This is a genomic window from Nocardioides humi (genome assembly GCF_006494775.1).
Classification (GTDB): Bacteria; Actinomycetota; Actinomycetes; order Propionibacteriales; family Nocardioidaceae; genus Nocardioides; species Nocardioides humi.
In genome coordinates, this window is record NZ_CP041146.1 from 2,371,511 (window position 1) to 2,389,287 (window position 17,777).

A 17,777-nucleotide genomic window follows, 5' to 3' on the forward strand; every position below is an offset into this window, starting at 1 on the left:
GCCGGGCCTACTGCTCGTCCACCAGCACCCGGATGCTCGGCAGCTGCGCGAGGCCGTTGACCACCATGGAGAAGACGAGCAGCGCGATCGCCCAGTCCTCGTGGCCGGCGTCCCACAGCGCCACGCAGGCGAGGCCGAAGACGACGACCTTGGCCAGCGGGCGCACCAGCCCGCCGCCGTACGGCGCCTTCGGGGACGCGAAGCAGAACCACACCGCCATCCCGGCCACCGGGAGCAGCCAGACCAGCAGCCACCGCGGGTCGTGGTGCCAGCCCCAGACCCCGAAGGCCGCCACGGCGAGCAGCTCGTCGACGAAGACCAGGGCCAGCACGGACCACCCGAAGATCGCGTTCACGAGCCGATCATGGCGCGCGCGGGGAGCTACTGCCAGACCCGCACCCAGTCGACGCTCATCGTCGCCTCGGGCGGGGTCTGCTGGGTGATGGCGTTCCAGCTGCCGCCGAAGACCTGGGTGAGCACGACGTAGAACGGCTGGTCGAACGGCTGCGGTGCCGTGAGCGGCGCGGACGGGGTCCAGGCGTGGGAGAAGCACTCCTTGCCGTCGTACAGGAAGCGCATCGAGGTCGGCGTCCACTCGACGGCGTACCGGTGGTACTCGGTGCCGGCGGTGGCCATCGTGCAGTTGTAGCCGGTGCTCAGCAGGGTGTTCTCGCCCGCGTAGTGCACCGAGGGGTAGACCCGGCCGGCGTCGGCGCTGAACCACTCGGCGACGTCGACCTCGCCGGAGTTGGGCCAGCCGCCGTAGGTGTGCTTCTGCGGGTACAGCCACAGCGCCGAGTGGATGCCGGTCACGGTCGTGGCGGGCATCTTGGCGCGGAACTCGAACCGGCCGTAGGTCTGGGTGAACTTCCCGTAGGTGCCGATCGTGGCGGCCGTGCGCTCGGCGTTGTAGGTGAACAGCGGGCCCTTGCAGGGGAAGAACGCCGGCTCCTTGCGCGCGGTCAGGTGGAGCTGCCCGGAGGCCACCCGGATGTTGTCGGGGTCGTCGACGTAGCAGCCCTTGCCGAGGGCGCTGATGCCGGTGACCGCGGTCTCCTGGACGACCCACGTGGAGCGGTCGAGCGCGGTCCCGTCGAACTCGTCCTCGAACGTGCAGGCGTACCGCCCACCGGTCGGCTTCGCCGGCCGCTCGCCGCCGCAGGTCGGCGCCGCCGCGGCGGCGGCCGCGGTGGTGGCCGTGGCGGCGATCGCGGGCGCGGCCACGGTCGGGCCGGCGGCGACGGGCGCGAGCGCCGCGACGGCGGCCAGGGCCGCGCCGAGGGCGCACAGGAGTCGGAACCGGAGCATGACGGACCTTTCTCTCCCCCCGGAATGCGATCCGGTCAGCCCCGTCAGGGGGCTCCCATGGCGGCCGGACCGCGAGGTCGGGACGATCCTTGCGCATAGAACGTGTTACTGGCTAGAGGTCGTGAGGCGTCGGCCGGAACCTGTCGATCGGCTGTGAGAGCCCCGGGCTACGGTGGCCTGGTGACCTCCCGCGCCGTCGACGACCTCGGCGACGAGGTCCCCCTCCCCGGTCCGGTACGACGCGTGGTGTCCCTGGTGCCCTCGATCACCGAGGCCCTCGCGACCGACGTGCCCGAGCGCCTCGTCGGCGCCACGGACTGGTGCACCCACCCCGCCGACCTCGATGTCACCCGGGTCCGCGGCACCAAGAACCCCGACCTCGCCGCGCTCCGCGCGCTCGAGCCCGACCTCGTGGTCGCCAACCAGGAGGAGAACCGCGCGCTCGACGTGCGCCGCCTCCGCGACGCCGGCGTGCCCGTCTGGGTCACCTCGATCGAGACCGTGCCGCAGGCGATCGCCTCCCTCGCCCGCCTCTACGACGAGGCGCTCGGCCTCCCCGAGCCCGGCTGGCTGGTCCGGGCGCGGGCCAGCTGGGACGGCCCGCCGCCGGCGCCGCGCGGCCGGGTCGTCGTACCGATCTGGCGGGACCCGTGGATGGTCGTCGGCCCGCGCACCTACACCGGCGACCTGCTGCGCCGGCTCGGCTGGGCCAATGCGTACGACGACGGGCCGGACCGCTATCCGGCGATCGACCTGGCCGACCTCGACCCGGCCGCGGTCGACCTGGTCCTGCTGCCCGACGAGCCCTATGTGTTCACCGCCGACGACGGCCCGGAGGCGTTCCCGGACATCACGACGCGGCTGGTGTCGGGACGCCTGCTGACCTGGTACGGCCCGGCGATGGTCGAGGCCCACGACGTGCTGTCAGGCTGACCCCGTGCGCGTCCTGGCGCGGCCCCGCGCCGAACGGCCGGATCGCCGGTGTCGTGCGCCTCACAGGCCGAGTCACGGATTCTTAACCAACGCGCTGGACATTGGAAACGTGAGGCGCGCAGGCTGGATGCATGAAGACGACCTCTCCTGAGACCCAGACCGCAGGGCGTCACCTCGAGCCCGTCGACGACCTCGACCCCGTGGACCGCACCCTCGTCCGCCGCGCCGCTCTCCGCAGCCGCCATGCCCAGGGCCTCTCGCGCCTGATGGAGGAGCGCAGCGACCTGCGCGGTGTCCATCCGCTCGCCGACTTCGTCGACGACGCCATCCGCTGGACCGCCTGAGGCGGGTCAGCGGCGCCGCCGGGCGGTGCCGAACATGCCCCGGGCGATCTCGGCGGCCGCGGTGCGCATGAACTGCTTGAACGCCGAGGACTGCACCACGTCCTTGGCGATCTTGCCGGCCCCGCCGCCGTCGTCCTTCTTCTTCGCCGTGCCGGCCTTCGGCTTGGCGGCGGGCGCGCCCTTCGCCTGATCGGCCGCCTTGGCGCCCTCCTCGAGCTTCTTGGCCAGGATCTCCCGGGCCGACTCGCGGTCGACGACCTCGGCGTACGTCGCGTAGCGGGAGCTGGCCTTGACGGTGGCCTCCATGGACTCCGTGCTGCTGGGCGCCATCAGCGACTCCGGCGCCCGCAGGCGGGTCCAGGCCACCGGCGTCGGCGCGCCCTTCTCGCCCATCACCGTGACGATGGCCTCGCCGATCCCGAGCGTGGTGATGACCTCGCCGAGGTCGTCGTACGCGCTCCGGGGGTAGGTGTTGACGGTCGCCTTGAGCGCCTTGGCGTCGTTGGGGGTGTGGGCGCGGAGCTGGTGCTGGATCCGCGAGCCGAGCTGCGCGAGCACGTCGTCGGGCACGTCGGTCGGGCTCTGCGTGACGAAGAAGACGCCGACGCCCTTGGACCGGATCAGCCGCACGGTCTGGGCGATCTGCTCGAGGAACGGCTTCGACGCGTCCTTGAACAGCAGGTGCGCCTCGTCGAAGAAGAACACCAGCTTGGGCTGGTCGACGTCCCCGACCTCGGGCAGGTCGTGGAACAGGTCGGCGAGCAGCCACATCAGGAAGGTGGAGAAGATCGCCGGCCGGTCCTGCAGGTTGGGCAGCTCGACCAGGTTGACCAGGCCGCGGCCGTCGGGCGCCTGCTGGAGCAGGTCGGCGGAGTCGAACTCCGGCTCGCCGAAGAACGCCTCGGCACCCTGGTCGGCGAACGCGATCAGCTCGCGCAGGATCACCCCGGCCGTCGCCGAGGACAGCCCGCCGAGCTCCTTGAGGTCGGCCTTGCCCTCGTCGCTCGTCAGGTGCTGGACCACGGCCCGCAGGTCCTGGAGGTCGAGCAGCGGCAGGCCCTGCTTGTCGGCGTAGTGGAAGACCAGGCCCAGGCTGGACTCCTGGGTGTCGTTGAGCCCGAGCACCCGGCTGAGCAGGATCGGGCCGAAGGAGGACACCGTCACCCGGATCGGGATGCCGATGCCCTGGCCGCCGAGCGCGTAGTACTCCACCGGGAAGGCCGTCGCCGTCCAGTCCTGCCCGACCGACTTCGTCCGCGCGAGGAGCTTGTCGTTGGCCTCGCCGGGGGTGGCGATGCCGGAGAGGTCGCCCTTGATGTCGGCGGCGAAGACCGGTACGCCGGCGGCGCTGAGCTGCTCGGCGAGCAGCTGGAGCGTCTTGGTCTTGCCGGTACCGGTCGCGCCGGCGACCAGGCCGTGCCGGTTGAGCATCGCCAGCGGGATCCGGATCGTGCTGGCGGAGAGCTGGTCCGGGCCGGTCATCAGGCCGCCCAGCTCGAGCGCGGGCCCCTCGAAGGCGTACCCGGGGGCGATCGCCTCCTCGATCGGGCTGCTCGCCGCGGGTGCGGGCGGCGCGTCGGTCGCCGGGGTCTCCGCCGCCGGGGCCTCGACGGGCGGGCTGTCAGGTGCTGCGTCGGGAGTGGGCGTCTGCTCCTGCGTCATGCCGGAACTCTAGGCGGAACACGCCGTCGCGGTCAGCGGGCGGACCGCCCCGTAGAATCCGAAGCCGTGATCTTCAAGCGCGTGGGGGTCGGGCGTCCCTACCCCGACCACGGCCTCGACTCCAAGGGGTGGGCTGCCGTGCCTCCGCGCCAGGTCCGGCTGGACCAGCTGGTCACGACCAAGGACACGCTGCAGCTGTCGTCCCTGCTCGACGAGGACTCGACGTTCTTCGGCGACCTCTTCGCCCACGTCGTGCTCTGGCAGGGCGACTACTACCTCGAGGACGGGCTGCACCGCGCCCTCCGTGCCGCGCTGCAGCAGCGGCACGTCCTCCATGCACGCGTGATCCGGATGGAGGGCTGAGACACCCATGGACGGTCTCGATGTCAGGGCGAGCAGCCGCTCGGCGATCACGCTGGGCGCGCTGGCGGTGGTGTTCGTCGCCGCCGCGGCGTGGGGCTGGTCGCGGGTGACCGAGCCGTTCCCCGAGAAGGCCGAGGCGGCGCCGTGCACCGACACGCTGATCCCGGCGGGGGACGACCTCGCGCCGCCGCAGGTGATGGTCACCGTGCTCAACGGGGGCGGCGCCAACGGCCTCGCGAGCAAGACGATGGACGAGCTCGTGGAGTTCGGGTTCGCCAAGGGCAGCCTCGGCAACGCGCCCGACACCGACGGCCCGGTGGCCGCGCAGGTGTGGTCCGACGACCCCGACGATCCGGCGACGATGCTGCTGGCGTCGTACCTCGGTGACGACGTCGACGTCGTCGACCAGCCCTCGGGCTACCCGGGCGTGACGATCGTGGTCGGCAAGCGGTTCCAGGGCGTCGTCCAGGGCCACCCGACGGTGACCGCCCGCGCCGATGCGTACGTCTGCACGCCGCCGCTCAGCAGCAAGCCCGACGACGCGACCTGAGCCTGAGCCTACGGGAGGTCAGTCCTCGAGCCACTGCGCGAGCCGGCCTCCGGTGCTGACCTGCCGCAGCCGCTGCTCGGTGGCCTCGCGGAGCCGGCGGGGCGTGACGACGATGAGGTCGTCGCCGTGGCGCAGGACGGTACGACGCTCCGGCACCAGCGTCTGGCCCTCCCGGACGACCATGGAGACGTTCGCGCCCACGGGCAGGCGCAGCTCGCCGACCTCGACGCCGTGCAGCTGCGACCCCGGGCTGATGGCGATCTGCAGCAGGTCGGCGGCCACCCGGTCCAGGGGCGCCGCCTCGACCTCGATCCCGCGGGGCTCCGAGCGGCGCGCGACGCGCAGCAGCCGGGCGGTGAACGGGAGCGACGGCGCCGTGATCAGCGTGTCGAGGACGACGAGGACGAAGACGATGTCGAACAGCCGGGTCGCGCCGTCGACGTCCTCGGCCAGCGGGATCGTGGCGAGGACGATGGGGACGGCGCCGCGCAGCCCGGCCCACGACAGGAAGGCCAGCTCCGCCCAGCGCATCGGCTTGACGACCGAGCTCACCACGACGGAGAGCGGCCGGGCCAGGAAGGTGAGGACGAGGCCGGCGACCACGGCCATGCCGACGGTCGTCCAGGACAGCCGGTCGGGCGACAGCAGCAGGCCGAGCATGACGAACAGCCCGATCTGGGCCAGCCAGGCCAGCCCCTCCACGAACGACCGCGTGGTCGGGCGGTGGGGCAGGTCGGCGTTGCCGAGGACGAGCGCGGCGACGTACACGGCCGCGAAGCCGCTGGCGTGCACCTCCGCGGCGGCGCCGTACCCGATCAGCGCCAGGCAGAGCACCGCGATCGGGTAGAGGCCGGACGAGGGCAGCGCGGCGCGCCGCATCACCCAGGCGCCGCCGAAGCCCGCCGCGAGGCCGATCGCGACGCCGGCGATCAGCTCGTAGAGCACGATGCCGGTTGTGCCGAGCAGGCCGTGCTCCCCGACGGCACCGGAGGAGACGAGGGTGACGAGGACGACGGTCGGGGCGTCGTTGAGGCCGGACTCCGCCTCGAGCGTGCCGGTGATCCGCTTCGGGAGCGGTACGACGCGCAGCACCGAGAAGACCGCGGCGGCGTCGGTCGGCGAGCAGACGGCGCCGAGCAGGATGGACAGCTGCCAGGAGAGCCCGAGCAGGAAGTGCGCCCCCAGCGCGACCACGCCGATCGAGATGAGCACGCCGACGGTGGCCAGGGACAGGCCCATCCGCATCGCCGGGCGCGCGTCGCGCCAGTTGGTCGTGAGACCACCCTCGGCGAGGATCACCGCGAGCGCGCCGAAGCCGATCGCGTGCGCGAGCTGCGCGTCGTCGAAGGCGATGCCGAGCCCGGACTCGCCCAGGGCGACGCCCATGAGCAGGTAGACGAGGAGGCTGGGGAGTCCGACCCCGGAGGACATCCGGACCGCCAGCACGGCGAGGAAGGTGACTCCGGCGCCGATCAGCAGGAACGCGTCGAGCTGGTGGACGTCGAAGGACATGAAATTGGCACTCGGCTCTCGTCGGGTGGCGGGGCCCTAGTCTATCGGTAGAACATGTTCTAGATTTCAGGGCGTGGCATCTGCGATCTCCAACGTCCCGGCCGGCCTGACCATTCCCGACGTCCTGCCGGCGAGCCTGCTGACCGACGAGACCGAGCGTGCCGACGTCGTCGTCGTGGGCTTCGGGATCGCCGGCGGGTGCGCCGCACTCGAGGCAGCGCGCGCCGGCGCCCGCGTGCTCCTGCTGGAGAAGGCGGCCGTGCACGGCGGCACGTCGTCGATGTCCGGGGGGCACTTCTATCTCGGCGGCGGTACGGCGGTCCAGCGGGCCACCGGCCACGACGACTCGGTCGAGGCGATGGCGGCGTACCTCATGGCCTCCACGAAGGACCCCGACGAGGAGAAGATCCGCGCCTACTGCGAGGGATCGGTCGCCCACTTCGACTGGCTGGAGTCGCTCGGCTTCGCTTTCGAGCGCTCCTACTTCCCCGGCAAGGCCGTGATCCAGCCCGGCACCGAGGGGCTGATGTTCACCGGCAACGAGAAGGTCTGGCCGTTCCGCGACCGGGTCCCGCCCGCCCCGCGGGCCACAAGGTCCCCGTGCCGGGCGACACCGAGGGCACCAGGATCGTGGTGGACCTGCTGCGCACCGCCGTCGAGGAGGCCGGCGTCGAGGTCCGCTACGAGACCGGCGCGACCAACCTCGTCGTCGACGGCCCGCCGGAGTCGGGCCGGGTGGTCGGGGTGGCCTGGAAGTCGTTCGAGCGCACCGGCGTGATCCGCGCCGACGGCGTCGTCGTCGCCGCGGGCGGGTTCGTGATGAACGCCGACATGGTCGCCCGCTACACCCCCGCGCTCGGATCCAAGCTGTTCACCCTCGGCTCGACGTACGACGACGGGCTGGGCATCCGCCTCGGCGAGTCCGTCGGCGCGGCCCTGGAGAACATGGAGGAGCCGTTCATCACCGCGCCGTTCTACCCGCCGTCCTCGCGGTGCAAGGGGATCATCGTCAACCGGGACGGCCGCCGGTTCGTCGCCGAGGACAGCTACCACGCGCGGACGTCGTACCACGTGATGCAGCAGCCGGACGCGGTCGCGTACCTCATCGTCGACAGCGAGCACCTCGGCGAGGACCACATGCCGCTCGTCCCGCTCAAGGACGGCTTCGAGACCCTCGAGGAGATGGAGGCCGGCCTCGGCATGCCCGACGGCGCGCTGGTCGCCACCGTCGAGCGCTACAACGAGCACGCGGCCGACGGCGAGGACCCCGACTTCCACAAGCACCCCGACTGGATCGCCCCCCAGACCGCCGGCCCGTGGGCCGTCCTCGACCTGTCGCTGGGCGTCGCGCTCTACGCCGGCTTCACCATCGGCGGCATGGCCACGACCGTCGACGGCGAGGTCCGGCGTACCGACGGCTCGGTGGTCCCGGGCCTGTACGCCGCCGGCGCCTGCGCGTCCAATATCGCCCAGGACGGCAACGGCTACTGCTCCGGCACCCAGCTCGGCGAGGGTTCCTTCTTCGGCCGCCGAGCCGGGCGCCACGCCGCCTCGGCCCGGGCGCGCGAGCGCAGCGAGGCGCGGTAGCCGACCCGGCGGAAACTGACCGCGAGCGCAGCGAGCCGGGGCAGTTTGCGCCGGGTCGGCGTCTCAGGGAGGTCAGGATGCGCCGGGTCGCGGTGACAGGATGACCGGGTGACCGATCGCCTCACCGCCGCCGCCCGGGCGAACGTGCCGCCCTTCCACGTGATGGATCTGCTGGCCGCGGCGGCCGAGCGGCAGCGCACCCACGGCGACCTCGTCAACCTGGTGGCGGGCCAGCCCAGCACCGGCGCCCCGGCGACCGTCAACGCCGCGGCGATCCGGCTGCTCGGCGGCGGCGACCCGCTCGGCTACACGACCGCGACCGGGATCGTCGAGCTGCGCGCGGCGATCGCCGGCCACCACCGCCGGCGCTACGGCATCGAGGTGACCGCCGACGACGTGGTGCTGACGACCGGCTCCAGCGGCGGCTTCCTGCTGGCCTTCCTCGCGGCGTTCGACGCGGGGGCGCGGGTGGGGATCGCCCGGCCCGGCTACCCCTGCTACCGCAACGTGCTGGCCGCGCTGGGCTGCGAGGTGGTCGAGATCCCGACCGGCCCGGACACCCGCTTCCAGCCGACACCGCTGCAGCTGGCGCAGACGCACGCCCGGCAGCCGCTCGACGGCGTCGTGGTCGCCAGCCCCGCCAACCCGACCGGCACCATGCTGCTGCCCGAGGAGCTCGCCGCGATCGCGCGCTGGTGCGAGGACAGCGGCGTGCAGCTGGTCTCCGACGAGATCTACCACGGCATCCAGTACGCCGGCGCCCGGGCGAGCTGCGCCTGGGAGACCTCCCGGGAGGCGGTCGTGTTCGGCTCGTTCTCGAAGTACTTCTCGATGACCGGCTGGCGGCTGGGCTGGATGCTCGCGCCCGAGCGGCTGCGCCGGCCGGTCGACGTACTCACGGGCAACTTCTCGATCTGCCCGCCGGTGCTCGCCCAGCAGGCGGCGCTGGCCGCCTTCGAGGACGCGGCGTACGCCGAGCTGGACGGCCACGTGCAGCGCTACGCCCACAACCGCGGGCTGCTGCTCGACGGCCTCCAGCGGCTCGGCATCACCCGGCTCGCCCCGGCGGACGGCGCGTTCTACGCCTACGCCGACGTCGGCCACCTGACGAGCGACTCGATGGCCTACTGCCGCGATCTGCTGGCCCGCACGGGCGTCGCGGTCGCCACCGGCATCGACTTCGACACCGTCGACGGCGGCCGGTTCCTGCGGTTCAGCTTCGCCGGGACCGCCGACGAGATCACCACCGCGCTCGACCGGCTGGACGGCAACCTGTAGAAGAGTGGCGGGGGAATCCGCAGGTTTGGCACGGACACGAAAGGGGAAGGGCGCGTCTCATGTACGGCGACAGCGAGGTCATCCGGCGTCGTGCCGCGCAGCTGCGGGACCAGGGTGCCGACGTCCGCGCCCTCGCCGACGAGCTGGTCGCACGGGTCGAGGGCCTCGGGTGGACCGGCCGCGCCGCCGAGGCGATGCGGGAGCGGGTGACCGACCGCGCCAGCCACCTCCGGGTCGCCGCCGACCGCCACATCGGCGCCGCCGACGCCCTCGCCGACCACGCGGAGAGCGTGGACGCGGTGCGCGAGGAGATCGCCGCGACCCAGGCGCGGGTGTCCGCGCTGGTCGCCGACGCCCGGGCCCGGATCGCCGCGATCGCCGCCCGCAACGAGACCAACGACGGCCCGCAGGTCTCGCCCGACCCGCTCGACGAGGTGCTCGACGCCTTCACCCCGCCCCCGCCGGGCCACCGCGACTGGCTCGCCGTCGACGTCCCCGGCCTGGAGCGCTGATCGGCGCATGCCCACCGTCGACCTGACCTCGCTCGCGCCCCCCGACCGCGCGATCTCCGACAACTCGGACACCTCGGACGCCGCCGGCGCCCTGGCGGCCGCCCCTCGCCGGATCGGCCTGAACCTGGTCGAGCTCCAGCACGCCGCGCACCTCGCGGGCGACGCGCCGCTGCCCTTCGAGGTCGCCGCGCCGCCGACCGCGGACGCCATGCAGGCGCGGCTCGGACAGAGCCCGGCCTCCCTCGACGACCAGTCCTTCCGCACCGTGGTGGCCGCGCTGCACGACCCGGCCGATGCCCTCGAGCGGCGCGGCCTGACCGCCGACGGCGTCCTCGACCCCGGCCTCGCCGGTGCGATCGGCCTGCTCGCGTCGCCGCACTTCGCGCTCGACGTCGACGTCGCGATGGGCGGGGTGCAGGCCAAGGTCTGGCACCGGCAGGACGGCGGCGCGGTCGCCTCGCTGGCCACCGTCGACGGGATCGTCTACGAGCTCGGCTGGTTCGGCGCCGACGCCTGGGCCGCCGAGCTGGCCCGGGTCGCCGCGGTCTCCGAGGAGGTCGCGCTCGGGACCTCGGCCGTGCCGTCGTACGTCGACCTGCCGTTCGAGCTCGCCGACGCCGCCGCCGAGGCGAGCGGGTCCGGTCGCGGCGACCTGCTGCCGGTGCTCGCGGCCCGCCACGGCGGCGCCGTACGCGGACCCGACGGCGCTCTGGACGACGCCTCCGTGGTCGCCGTGCTCGCCGCCCTCGCGGGCGAGGCCCGCGGCCGGCTGCGGGCGCTGGTCGCCGACGTCTCCGGCGCCGAGGTCGACACCGTCGGCGTCGTCTCCTGGACCCTGCTCGCCGACGGCTGGCGGGCGCTGCGTCCGCACCACGACGGCGGCGTGCTGCGCCTGGAGGTGCGCGCGGTCGCGCCGGACGAGCTCGCCACGGTCGTCGCGCCGGTGCTCGGGGAGGCGGCCCGGTGACCGACGCCCACGAGACCGAGCTCGGCCGCACGGCCGGCAGCGTGGCGGACGGCGGCGAAGCCGCATCGCGCGACGCCCGCGGTCCGAGCGGAGCGAGCGACCGTGCGGCGAGCTCGATATCCGACACGCTCGGCCCCGACGGGCCGTACGACCAGATGCTGCGCCTGGCCGACCTGTTCGACGACGCCGGCGCCCAGATGCGGGAGTGGTCCCAGCTGGGCCGCGACGTCCTGGCCGACCCCGAGGTCGCCGACTCCGCACCGCTCTCCCCCACGACGTGGGCGAGCGCCGAGGAGGAGGTCCGCGCCGCGACCACCGGCAAGGGCAGCCTGCTGAGCCGCTCCATCGAGCTCGACGCCGACGCGCTGGTGCTGCGCGCGACCGTGCTGACCTACCGCTGGATCGACGAGCTCCAGGCGGCGGCGTACCAGACCCTCGGCTCGATCGCCGGCAAGGCCATCGGCTACCTCGCGCCCGAGGTCAACCTCGGCGGCGCGATCGTCGCGGCGGGCCTGATCGAGACCGACGCGCTCGACCGCGACGGCGTCGCGGCGTACCTCGGCGAGCTGGCCGAGGCCAACCCCGAGCTGATGGAGCACGTCACCACCGGCGGCGGCGTGCTCGACAGCCTGCAGATGCGGGGCCTGCTCACCGCGGGCGTGCTGGCCGGTGACGCCGGGCGCTCGGCGCGCGCCGGTGGACTGCGGGCCACCGGCATCACGCCGCTGGCCGACGACTGGAGCGCCGCGCTGCGCGATGTCGCGATCGGCCTCACCACGGCCGACCCCGGAACGCCGGCCGCGGAGGTCGACGAGCCGGCCGAGACGCCGGCCGGGCTGGGCGACCTGATGACGCTCCTCGACCGCAGCGCCGAGGGCGAGCCGGTCCGGATCCTCCGGGTCGCGCCCGGCCGACTGCTCGCCCTGCTCCCCGGCTGTGCCGCGCCCACGCCCACCGCGGCCGGCCGGCTGCGCCTGGTCTCCGGTGACGCCTCGGGGGAAGCGGCGGCGGTCATCCGGGCGCTCGCGGCGGCCATCGAGGCGGACGGAGCCGATGGAGCGGACGGAGCGGACGGAGCGGACGGAGCGGACGGAGCGGACGGAGCGGACGGAGCGGACGGAGCGGACGGAGCGGACGGAGCGGACGGAGCGGACGGAGCGGACGGAGCGGACGGAGCCGATGGCGCCGGCGAGCCGGGCCGGGTGATGCTGGTCGGTCGCGGCGGCGGCGCCGCGATCGCCCTGGAGATCGCGACCCGGACCGACCTGACCGGCTTCGTCGTCGACCAGGTCGTCACCGCCGACGCCCCCGCCACCCAGCTCGCCCTGCTCCCCGGCAGCGTGCAGGTCCTCTCGCTGGAGGACCGCAGCGACCCCGTCGCCCTCCTCGGCTCGCTGATCAACGCCGGGGCGGCCAACCGCCTCACCGTCGTGTACGACGCCGGGTCGGACCCCGGCGTACCCACCGTCGTCGCCGGCGGTCGGGCCGCCGACCGCGCCGACCACCCGGACCTCGTCGCCGCTCTCGACCGCTGGCGCGCCCTGGGCTACCTGCGCCCCGCCTGATTCGCCCGCTGTTCCCGCGCCCCATGCGAATCTGTCGCTGATCCGCCCGTTTCCCGACGAATTCGCATGGGGCGCGGTTCAGAGTCCGCGATCCCCGTCACACCCGAGCAGGCCCCACCAGGCCGCGCAGCTGCCTTTCTGTCCGATCTCCTTGACAAAACCGGGGTCAATGTACGCAACATGGTGTTGCGCTAACAACGTGCATGCTCCCGCTTTCGATGAAGAGAACGGACCGAGGACCCATGACTGCGACTGCCGACGCCCCGATCGACACCCCCACCGCGAGCGACCTGGAGGGCCTGAGCTACCAGGAGACCCTGCGCGTGCTCTCCGAGGCGTCGGTCCACCAGCACTTCGACGCCTTCCTCGACATCGCCTGGGACAGCCCGGAGTTCGAGGTCGTCGACGACGACCCGCGCTGGGTGCTCCCGGAGGTCGACCCGCTCGGCCAGACCGAGTGGTACCGGTCGCTCCCGCTGGAGCGGCAGATCGAGATCGGCAAGTACCGCCTCGCCAACATCATGAAGGTCGGCCTGCAGTTCGAGCAGGTGCTGATCGGCGGCGTGATGAGCCACCTCATCGCGATGCCCAACAACCGGGCCGAGTTCCGCTACTCCACGCACGAGGTCACCGAGGAGTGCCACCACACCCAGATGTTCCAGGAGGGGGTGAACCGGATCGGCGTCGACGTCCAGGGCGGCCCGAGGTGGTTCGTGAAGGTCGCGCCCTTCCTCTGCCTGGCCGGCGGCCCGCTCCCCAACATCTTCTTCATCGGCATCCTCGCGGGCGAGGAGCCGATCGACTACCTGCAGAAGTCCGTGCTCCGCTCGGGCCACCCGATGCACCCGATCGTCGAGCGGGTCATGCAGATCCACGTCGCCGAGGAGGCCCGCCACATCGGCTTCGCGCACGCCTACCTGGTCGAGCGCTCCCGCGACTGGGGCCGGCTGCAGCGCTTCGGCATCTCGCTGGCCTACCCGGTCATCATGCGCACCCTGTGCGACGTGATCATGAAGCCCAGCCGCCGGATGCAGAAGGACCTGGGCATCCCGCGGTCGGTCATGCGCGAGGTCTACTGGCGGAGCCCGCAGTCGGAGAAGCTGCTGCGCGACACCTTCGGCGACGTCCGCATGCTCGCCGAGGAGCTCGGCCTGATGAACCGGGCCTCCCGTCCGATCTGGCGCGCCCTGGGCATCGCCGGCACCGCCTCGCGGTTCCGCAGCGAGCCCAAGTCCGCCGCGGCCTGACGGCCGAGCCATGCCCTACGTCGTCACGCAGTCCTGCTGCGCCGACGCCTCGTGCGTCGTCGCCTGCCCGGTCAACTGCATCCACCCCGCGCCGGGCGAGCCCGGCTTCGGCACCACCGAGATGGTGTACGTCGACGCGACCGCCTGCGTCGGCTGCGGCGCCTGCGCGACCGCGTGCCCGGTCGGGGCGATGGTGCCGGACGCCGCGCTGACGACGAAGCAGCTGCCCTTCCTCGACCTCAACGCCGCCTACTACGACACCTTCCCCCACGCCGACCGCACTCCCGTCGCGCTGGTCCCGCAGCAGCGGCGGCTCACCCGGCCCGGGCCGTTCCGGGTCGCGGTCGTCGGCGCGGGCCCGGCCGGGCTCTACACGGCCGACGAGCTGCTCAAGCACCCCGAGGTCCACGGCGTCGACGTCTACGACCGGCTGCGCACGCCGTACGGCCTGGTCCGGCACGGCGTCGCGCCGGACCACGCGTCGACCAAGCTGGTCACCCGGCTGTTCGAGGCGATCGAGCGGCAGCCGCGGTTCCGCTACTTCCTCGACGTCGCGGTCGGCGCCGACGGCGGGATCACCCTGGCCGACCTGCGCAGGCACTACGACGCCGTCGTGTACGCCGTCGGCGCCTCCGCCGACCGCAGCCTCGGCATCCCCGGCGAGGACCTCGCCGGCTCGGTGGCCGCGACCGCCCTGGTGGGCTGGTACAACGGCCACCCCGACCAGCAGGAGCTGGACGTCCCGCTCCGGCACGAGCGCGCGGTGGTGGTCGGCAACGGCAATGTCGCCCTCGACGTCGCCCGCGTCCTGGCCCGCCCCCTCGACGTACTGGAGCGCACGGACCTGGCGCCCGGGCCGCTCGAGCAGCTGCGCGCCAGCCGGGTCCGCGAGGTGGTCGTGCTCGGCCGTCGCGGCCCCGCGCAGGCGGCGTTCACCGTGCCCGAGCTGATCGGTCTGGCCGCGCTCGACGACGTCGACGTGGTGGTGGACGCCGACCCGGCGCTGCTGGCCGGCGACGACCAGCGCAGCGCACTGCTCCGCGAGCTGGCCGAGCGGCCGGTCGACCCGGCGTCCACGAGGCGCCGGATCGTGCTCAGCTTCACCTCCTCCCCCGTCGAGATCCTCGGCGAGGACGGCCGGGTCACCGGCGTCCGGGTCGCCCGCAACGACCTCGTCCCCGGCGACGACGGCACGATCCGCGCCCGGGCCACCGACGACGTCCACACGATCGAGACGGGCCTGGTCGTCCGCTCCGTCGGCCACCGCGGCCGACCCGTCGCCGGGCTTCCGTTCGACGAGGCCGCCGCGGTCGTCCCCAACGAGAAGGGCCGGGTCGAGCCCGGCGTGTACGTCGTGGGCTGGATCAAGCGCGGTCCGGTCGGCTTCATCGGCACCAACAAGACCGACGCGCAGGAGACCGTCGAGACCCTCCTCGACGACCTCGACGCCGGCCTCCCCGCCCCTACCGGCTCGGCGTCCGCCATCGCGGCGCTGGTCGCCGAGCGGCACCCCGACGCCGCCGACCTCGCCGCCTGGCAGCGCCTCGACGCCGCCGAGCGCGATCGCGGCACCCGGGCCGGCCGTCCCCGCGCCAAGATCACCGACGTCGGCGAGCAGCGCTCGATCGCCGCGCCGCCGGTCGTCGTACGCCGCCGAGGCCTGCTTCGGCGTACGGTGGCGCTGACGTCGTGACGACCAGCCGAGGAGGTGTCGCCATGGGGACGGCGAGACGGGACCAGCCCGACGGCCGGAAGCGACGCTGGCAACAGCACAACGCCGACCGCCGGCAGGCCGTGATCGACGCCGCCCTCACCGTGCTGGCCCGGGACCTGGAGCCGGGAGCGGAGCTGAGCGTCCAGCAGATCGCCGACGAGGCGGGCGTGCACCGCACCGTGCTGTACCGCTACTTCGCGGACCGCACCGACCTCGACGTCGCCATCCAGCAGGAGATCTGCAACCGCGCGGGCGTGCTGCTGCTCGCCGCGGTCACCCTCGAGGGCACGCCGCGCGAGATCGCGCACCGGATCATCGACGCGTACGTCGGCTGGGGCGCCGAGAACGTCGCGCTGATGAGGTTCGCCGAGCGCGACATCGCCGGCGCCGCCTCCAAGCCGCTCGACGACGCGATCGGCCAGATCGCCGAGCAGATCGAGCTGGTCATCGGCGGCTTCCTCGCGCTGCTCGACGCCGAGGTGAGCGACGAGGACCGCGACGCGCTCACGCCGTACGTCTTCCTGCTCGTCGGCGGCGTGATGGCCGCCGTGCGCAGCTGGAGCTCCCGCGACGAGCTCCGTCCCCCGGCACCCGCGTTCACCCGGCTGCTCGCCGACGTGACCTGGCTGCAGATCGAGGGGCTCGCCGCGTCCCGCGACATCGAGGTGCCCGACCTTCCGGTCGAGCAGCTCCTGAACATCGAGGAAGCCTGAATGAGCGACTCCCCTGCCGTCACCCCGGAGCACCTCGACGTGCTCATCATCGGCGCCGGCCTGTCCGGCATCGACGCGGCCTACCACGTGAGCAAGGCGTTCCCGTCGAAGTCCTACGCCCTCCTCGAGATGCGCGACGCACTCGGCGGCACCTGGGACCTGTTCCGCTACCCGGGCATCCGCTCCGACTCCGACATGCACACCCTCGGCTTCGGCTGGAAGCCGTGGAAGGGCGCCAAGGCGATCGTCGACGGGCCCGACATCCTCGCCTACCTGAAGGAGGCGGCGGCCGAGAACGGCATCGACGAGCACATCCGCTACCACCACAAGCTGGTGCACGCGGAGTTCTCCACCGCCGACGCGCGCTGGACCGTCACCGTCGAGCGCACCGACACCGGCGAGACGCTCCAGCTGACCGCCGGCTTCCTGTGGTCGACGTCGGGCTACTACCGCTACGACGAGGGCTTCACGCCCCTGTTCGCCGGCGTCGAGGACTTCGAGGGGCAGGTCGTGCACCCGCAGCACTGGCCCGAGGACCTCGACTACCAGGGCAAGCGGATCGTCGTGATCGGGTCGGGCGCCACCGCCGTCACGCTGATCCCCGCGCTGGCCGACTCCGGCGCCGGGCACGTCACGATGCTGCAGCGCACGCCGACGTACATCATCAGCCAGCCGACGTACGACAAGGTGTCGGCGCAGATGTACCGCCGGCTGCCCGACAAGCTCGCGCAGAAGCTGGTCCGCACCCGCTACCTCACCAGCCGAATCGCGTTCTACGAGTTCTGCCAGGCCCGGCCGAAGGAGTCGCGGGCGCTGCTGCGCAAGCTGCTCGAGCGGCAGCTGCCGACCGACGTCGACTTCGACGAGCACTTCAAGCCGCCGTACGACCCGTGGGACCAGCGGCTGTGCGCCGTCCCCGGCGGCGACCTGTTCAAGGCGCTGCGTCACCACACCGTCGACATCGTCACCGACCACATCGACCGGTTCACGCCGAAGGGCATCCTGCTGAAGTCGGGCAGGGAGCTGGAGGCGGATATCGTCATCACCGCCACCGGCCTCAACCTGCAGATCTTCGGCGGCGCCACCCTCGGCGTCGACGGCGCCGAGGTCAAGCCCGCCGACACCATGGCCTACAAGGGCCTGATGCTGAGCGAGATCCCCAACTTCGCGTTCATCATCGGCTACACGAACGCGTCGTGGACGCTCAAGGCCGACCTCGTGTGCGCGTACGTCGTCAAGCTGCTCAGGCGGATGGACGAGACCGGCGCCCGGCTGGTCGTCCCCCGTCGCGATCCGTCCGTCACGGAGGAGCCCTTCCTCGACTTCGAGGCCGGCTACGTGATGAGGTCCATCGACTCGCTGCCCAAGCAGGGGTCGACGTACCCGTGGCGGCTGAAGATGAACTACTTCAAGGACGTGCTGGTGTTCCGCAAGCCGGTGGACGACGAGGCGCTGGAGTTCGCGGGCTGAGATCGGGTGCAGGAATCGCCGCTTCAGCGGCGAAACTGGCGCTTCTTGACCG

Annotated in this window: 17 protein-coding genes and 1 pseudogene; 14 read left to right on the forward strand and 4 right to left on the reverse strand. The window is 72.9% G+C overall.

Annotated elements, in window-relative coordinates:
• Window positions 1-7: 7 nt before the first annotated feature.
• A complete protein-coding gene (locus tag FIV44_RS30440) occupies window positions 8-355 on the reverse strand; it encodes a YrdB family protein (protein WP_181411122.1) in 348 nt (115 codons plus the stop codon).
• A gap of 26 nt (window positions 356-381) precedes the next feature.
• Complete coding sequence (locus FIV44_RS11690) at window positions 382-1,308, reverse strand: glycoside hydrolase family 16 protein (protein WP_141004587.1); 927 nt, start codon at window positions 1,306-1,308, stop codon at window positions 382-384.
• 180 nt (window positions 1,309-1,488) lie between these two features.
• On the opposite strand from FIV44_RS11690, the gene FIV44_RS11695 reads away from it, so the two are divergent.
• Window positions 1,489-2,241 carry a helical backbone metal receptor gene (locus FIV44_RS11695; RefSeq protein WP_141004588.1) on the forward strand — a complete coding sequence of 251 codons (753 nt, stop codon included), beginning with the start codon at window positions 1,489-1,491 and terminating at the stop codon, window positions 2,239-2,241.
• 131 nt (window positions 2,242-2,372) lie between these two features.
• A complete protein-coding gene (locus FIV44_RS11700; RefSeq protein ID WP_141004589.1) occupies window positions 2,373-2,585 on the forward strand; it encodes a hypothetical protein in 213 nt (70 codons plus the stop codon).
• Window positions 2,586-2,591: 6 nt separating this feature from the next.
• Here FIV44_RS11700 and FIV44_RS11705 read toward each other — a convergent pair whose 3' ends face one another.
• Window positions 2,592-4,247 carry a helicase HerA-like domain-containing protein gene (locus FIV44_RS11705; RefSeq protein WP_141004590.1) on the reverse strand — a complete coding sequence of 552 codons (1,656 nt, stop codon included), beginning with the start codon at window positions 4,245-4,247 and terminating at the stop codon, window positions 2,592-2,594.
• Window positions 4,248-4,313: 66 nt separating this feature from the next.
• Between FIV44_RS11705 and FIV44_RS11710 the strand changes: the two genes are divergently transcribed.
• Together FIV44_RS11710 and FIV44_RS11715 are read left to right on the forward strand one after the other, a co-directional pair.
• The gene (locus tag FIV44_RS11710) at window positions 4,314-4,610 is read left to right on the forward strand and encodes a type II toxin-antitoxin system VapB family antitoxin (protein ID WP_141004591.1); all 297 of its coding nucleotides are present in this window, start codon (window positions 4,314-4,316) and stop codon (window positions 4,608-4,610) included.
• Between the two features lie 7 nt (window positions 4,611-4,617).
• Window positions 4,618-5,160: a LytR C-terminal domain-containing protein gene (locus FIV44_RS11715; RefSeq protein ID WP_141004592.1), complete on the forward strand. Its 543-nt coding sequence runs from the start codon at window positions 4,618-4,620 to the stop codon at window positions 5,158-5,160.
• 18 nt (window positions 5,161-5,178) lie between these two features.
• Here the strand turns inward: FIV44_RS11715 and FIV44_RS11720 are convergent, their stop codons facing one another.
• The gene (locus tag FIV44_RS11720; protein ID WP_141004593.1) at window positions 5,179-6,672 is read right to left on the reverse strand and encodes a potassium/proton antiporter; all 1,494 of its coding nucleotides are present in this window, start codon (window positions 6,670-6,672) and stop codon (window positions 5,179-5,181) included.
• 175 nt (window positions 6,673-6,847) lie between these two features.
• On the opposite strand from FIV44_RS11720, the pseudogene FIV44_RS33155 reads away from it, so the two are divergent.
• The 10 genes and pseudogenes from FIV44_RS33155 to FIV44_RS11765 all read left to right on the forward strand — a co-directional run.
• Window positions 6,848-7,087 (forward strand): annotated as a pseudogene (locus FIV44_RS33155) (FAD-dependent oxidoreductase); the annotation flags it as partial.
• A 134-nt stretch (window positions 7,088-7,221) separates the two neighbouring features.
• On the forward strand, window positions 7,222-8,259 hold the full coding sequence (locus FIV44_RS11725) for an FAD-dependent oxidoreductase (protein WP_281285862.1): 1,038 nt from the start codon (window positions 7,222-7,224) through the stop codon (window positions 8,257-8,259).
• Window positions 8,260-8,367: 108 nt separating this feature from the next.
• Entirely contained in the window at window positions 8,368-9,537 is a 1,170-nt protein-coding gene (locus FIV44_RS11730) for an aminotransferase class I/II-fold pyridoxal phosphate-dependent enzyme (RefSeq protein ID WP_246086924.1), read from the forward strand.
• A 59-nt stretch (window positions 9,538-9,596) separates the two neighbouring features.
• On the forward strand, window positions 9,597-10,049 hold the full coding sequence (locus tag FIV44_RS11735; RefSeq protein ID WP_141004594.1) for a WXG100 family type VII secretion target: 453 nt from the start codon (window positions 9,597-9,599) through the stop codon (window positions 10,047-10,049).
• A 7-nt stretch (window positions 10,050-10,056) separates the two neighbouring features.
• Window positions 10,057-11,016 (forward strand): hypothetical protein, encoded by a 960-nt coding sequence (locus FIV44_RS11740; RefSeq protein WP_141004595.1) that lies wholly within the window; start codon window positions 10,057-10,059, stop codon window positions 11,014-11,016.
• Complete coding sequence (locus tag FIV44_RS32110) at window positions 11,013-12,581, forward strand: hypothetical protein (protein WP_246086925.1); 1,569 nt, start codon at window positions 11,013-11,015, stop codon at window positions 12,579-12,581. Before FIV44_RS11740 ends, FIV44_RS32110 begins: the two co-directional genes overlap by 4 nt.
• 242 nt (window positions 12,582-12,823) lie before the next feature.
• Complete coding sequence (locus FIV44_RS11750; RefSeq protein ID WP_141004596.1) at window positions 12,824-13,828, forward strand: AurF N-oxygenase family protein; 1,005 nt, start codon at window positions 12,824-12,826, stop codon at window positions 13,826-13,828.
• A gap of 10 nt (window positions 13,829-13,838) precedes the next feature.
• Window positions 13,839-15,521, forward strand: a complete 1,683-nt coding sequence (locus FIV44_RS11755; protein ID WP_141004597.1) for an FAD-dependent oxidoreductase — start codon at window positions 13,839-13,841, stop codon at window positions 15,519-15,521.
• A gap of 23 nt (window positions 15,522-15,544) precedes the next feature.
• Window positions 15,545-16,255, forward strand: a complete 711-nt coding sequence (locus tag FIV44_RS11760; protein WP_141004598.1) for a TetR/AcrR family transcriptional regulator — start codon at window positions 15,545-15,547, stop codon at window positions 16,253-16,255.
• A complete protein-coding gene (locus tag FIV44_RS11765) occupies window positions 16,256-17,725 on the forward strand; it encodes a flavin-containing monooxygenase (RefSeq protein ID WP_141004599.1) in 1,470 nt (489 codons plus the stop codon).
• The last annotated feature ends 52 nt before the right edge of the window (window positions 17,726-17,777 follow it).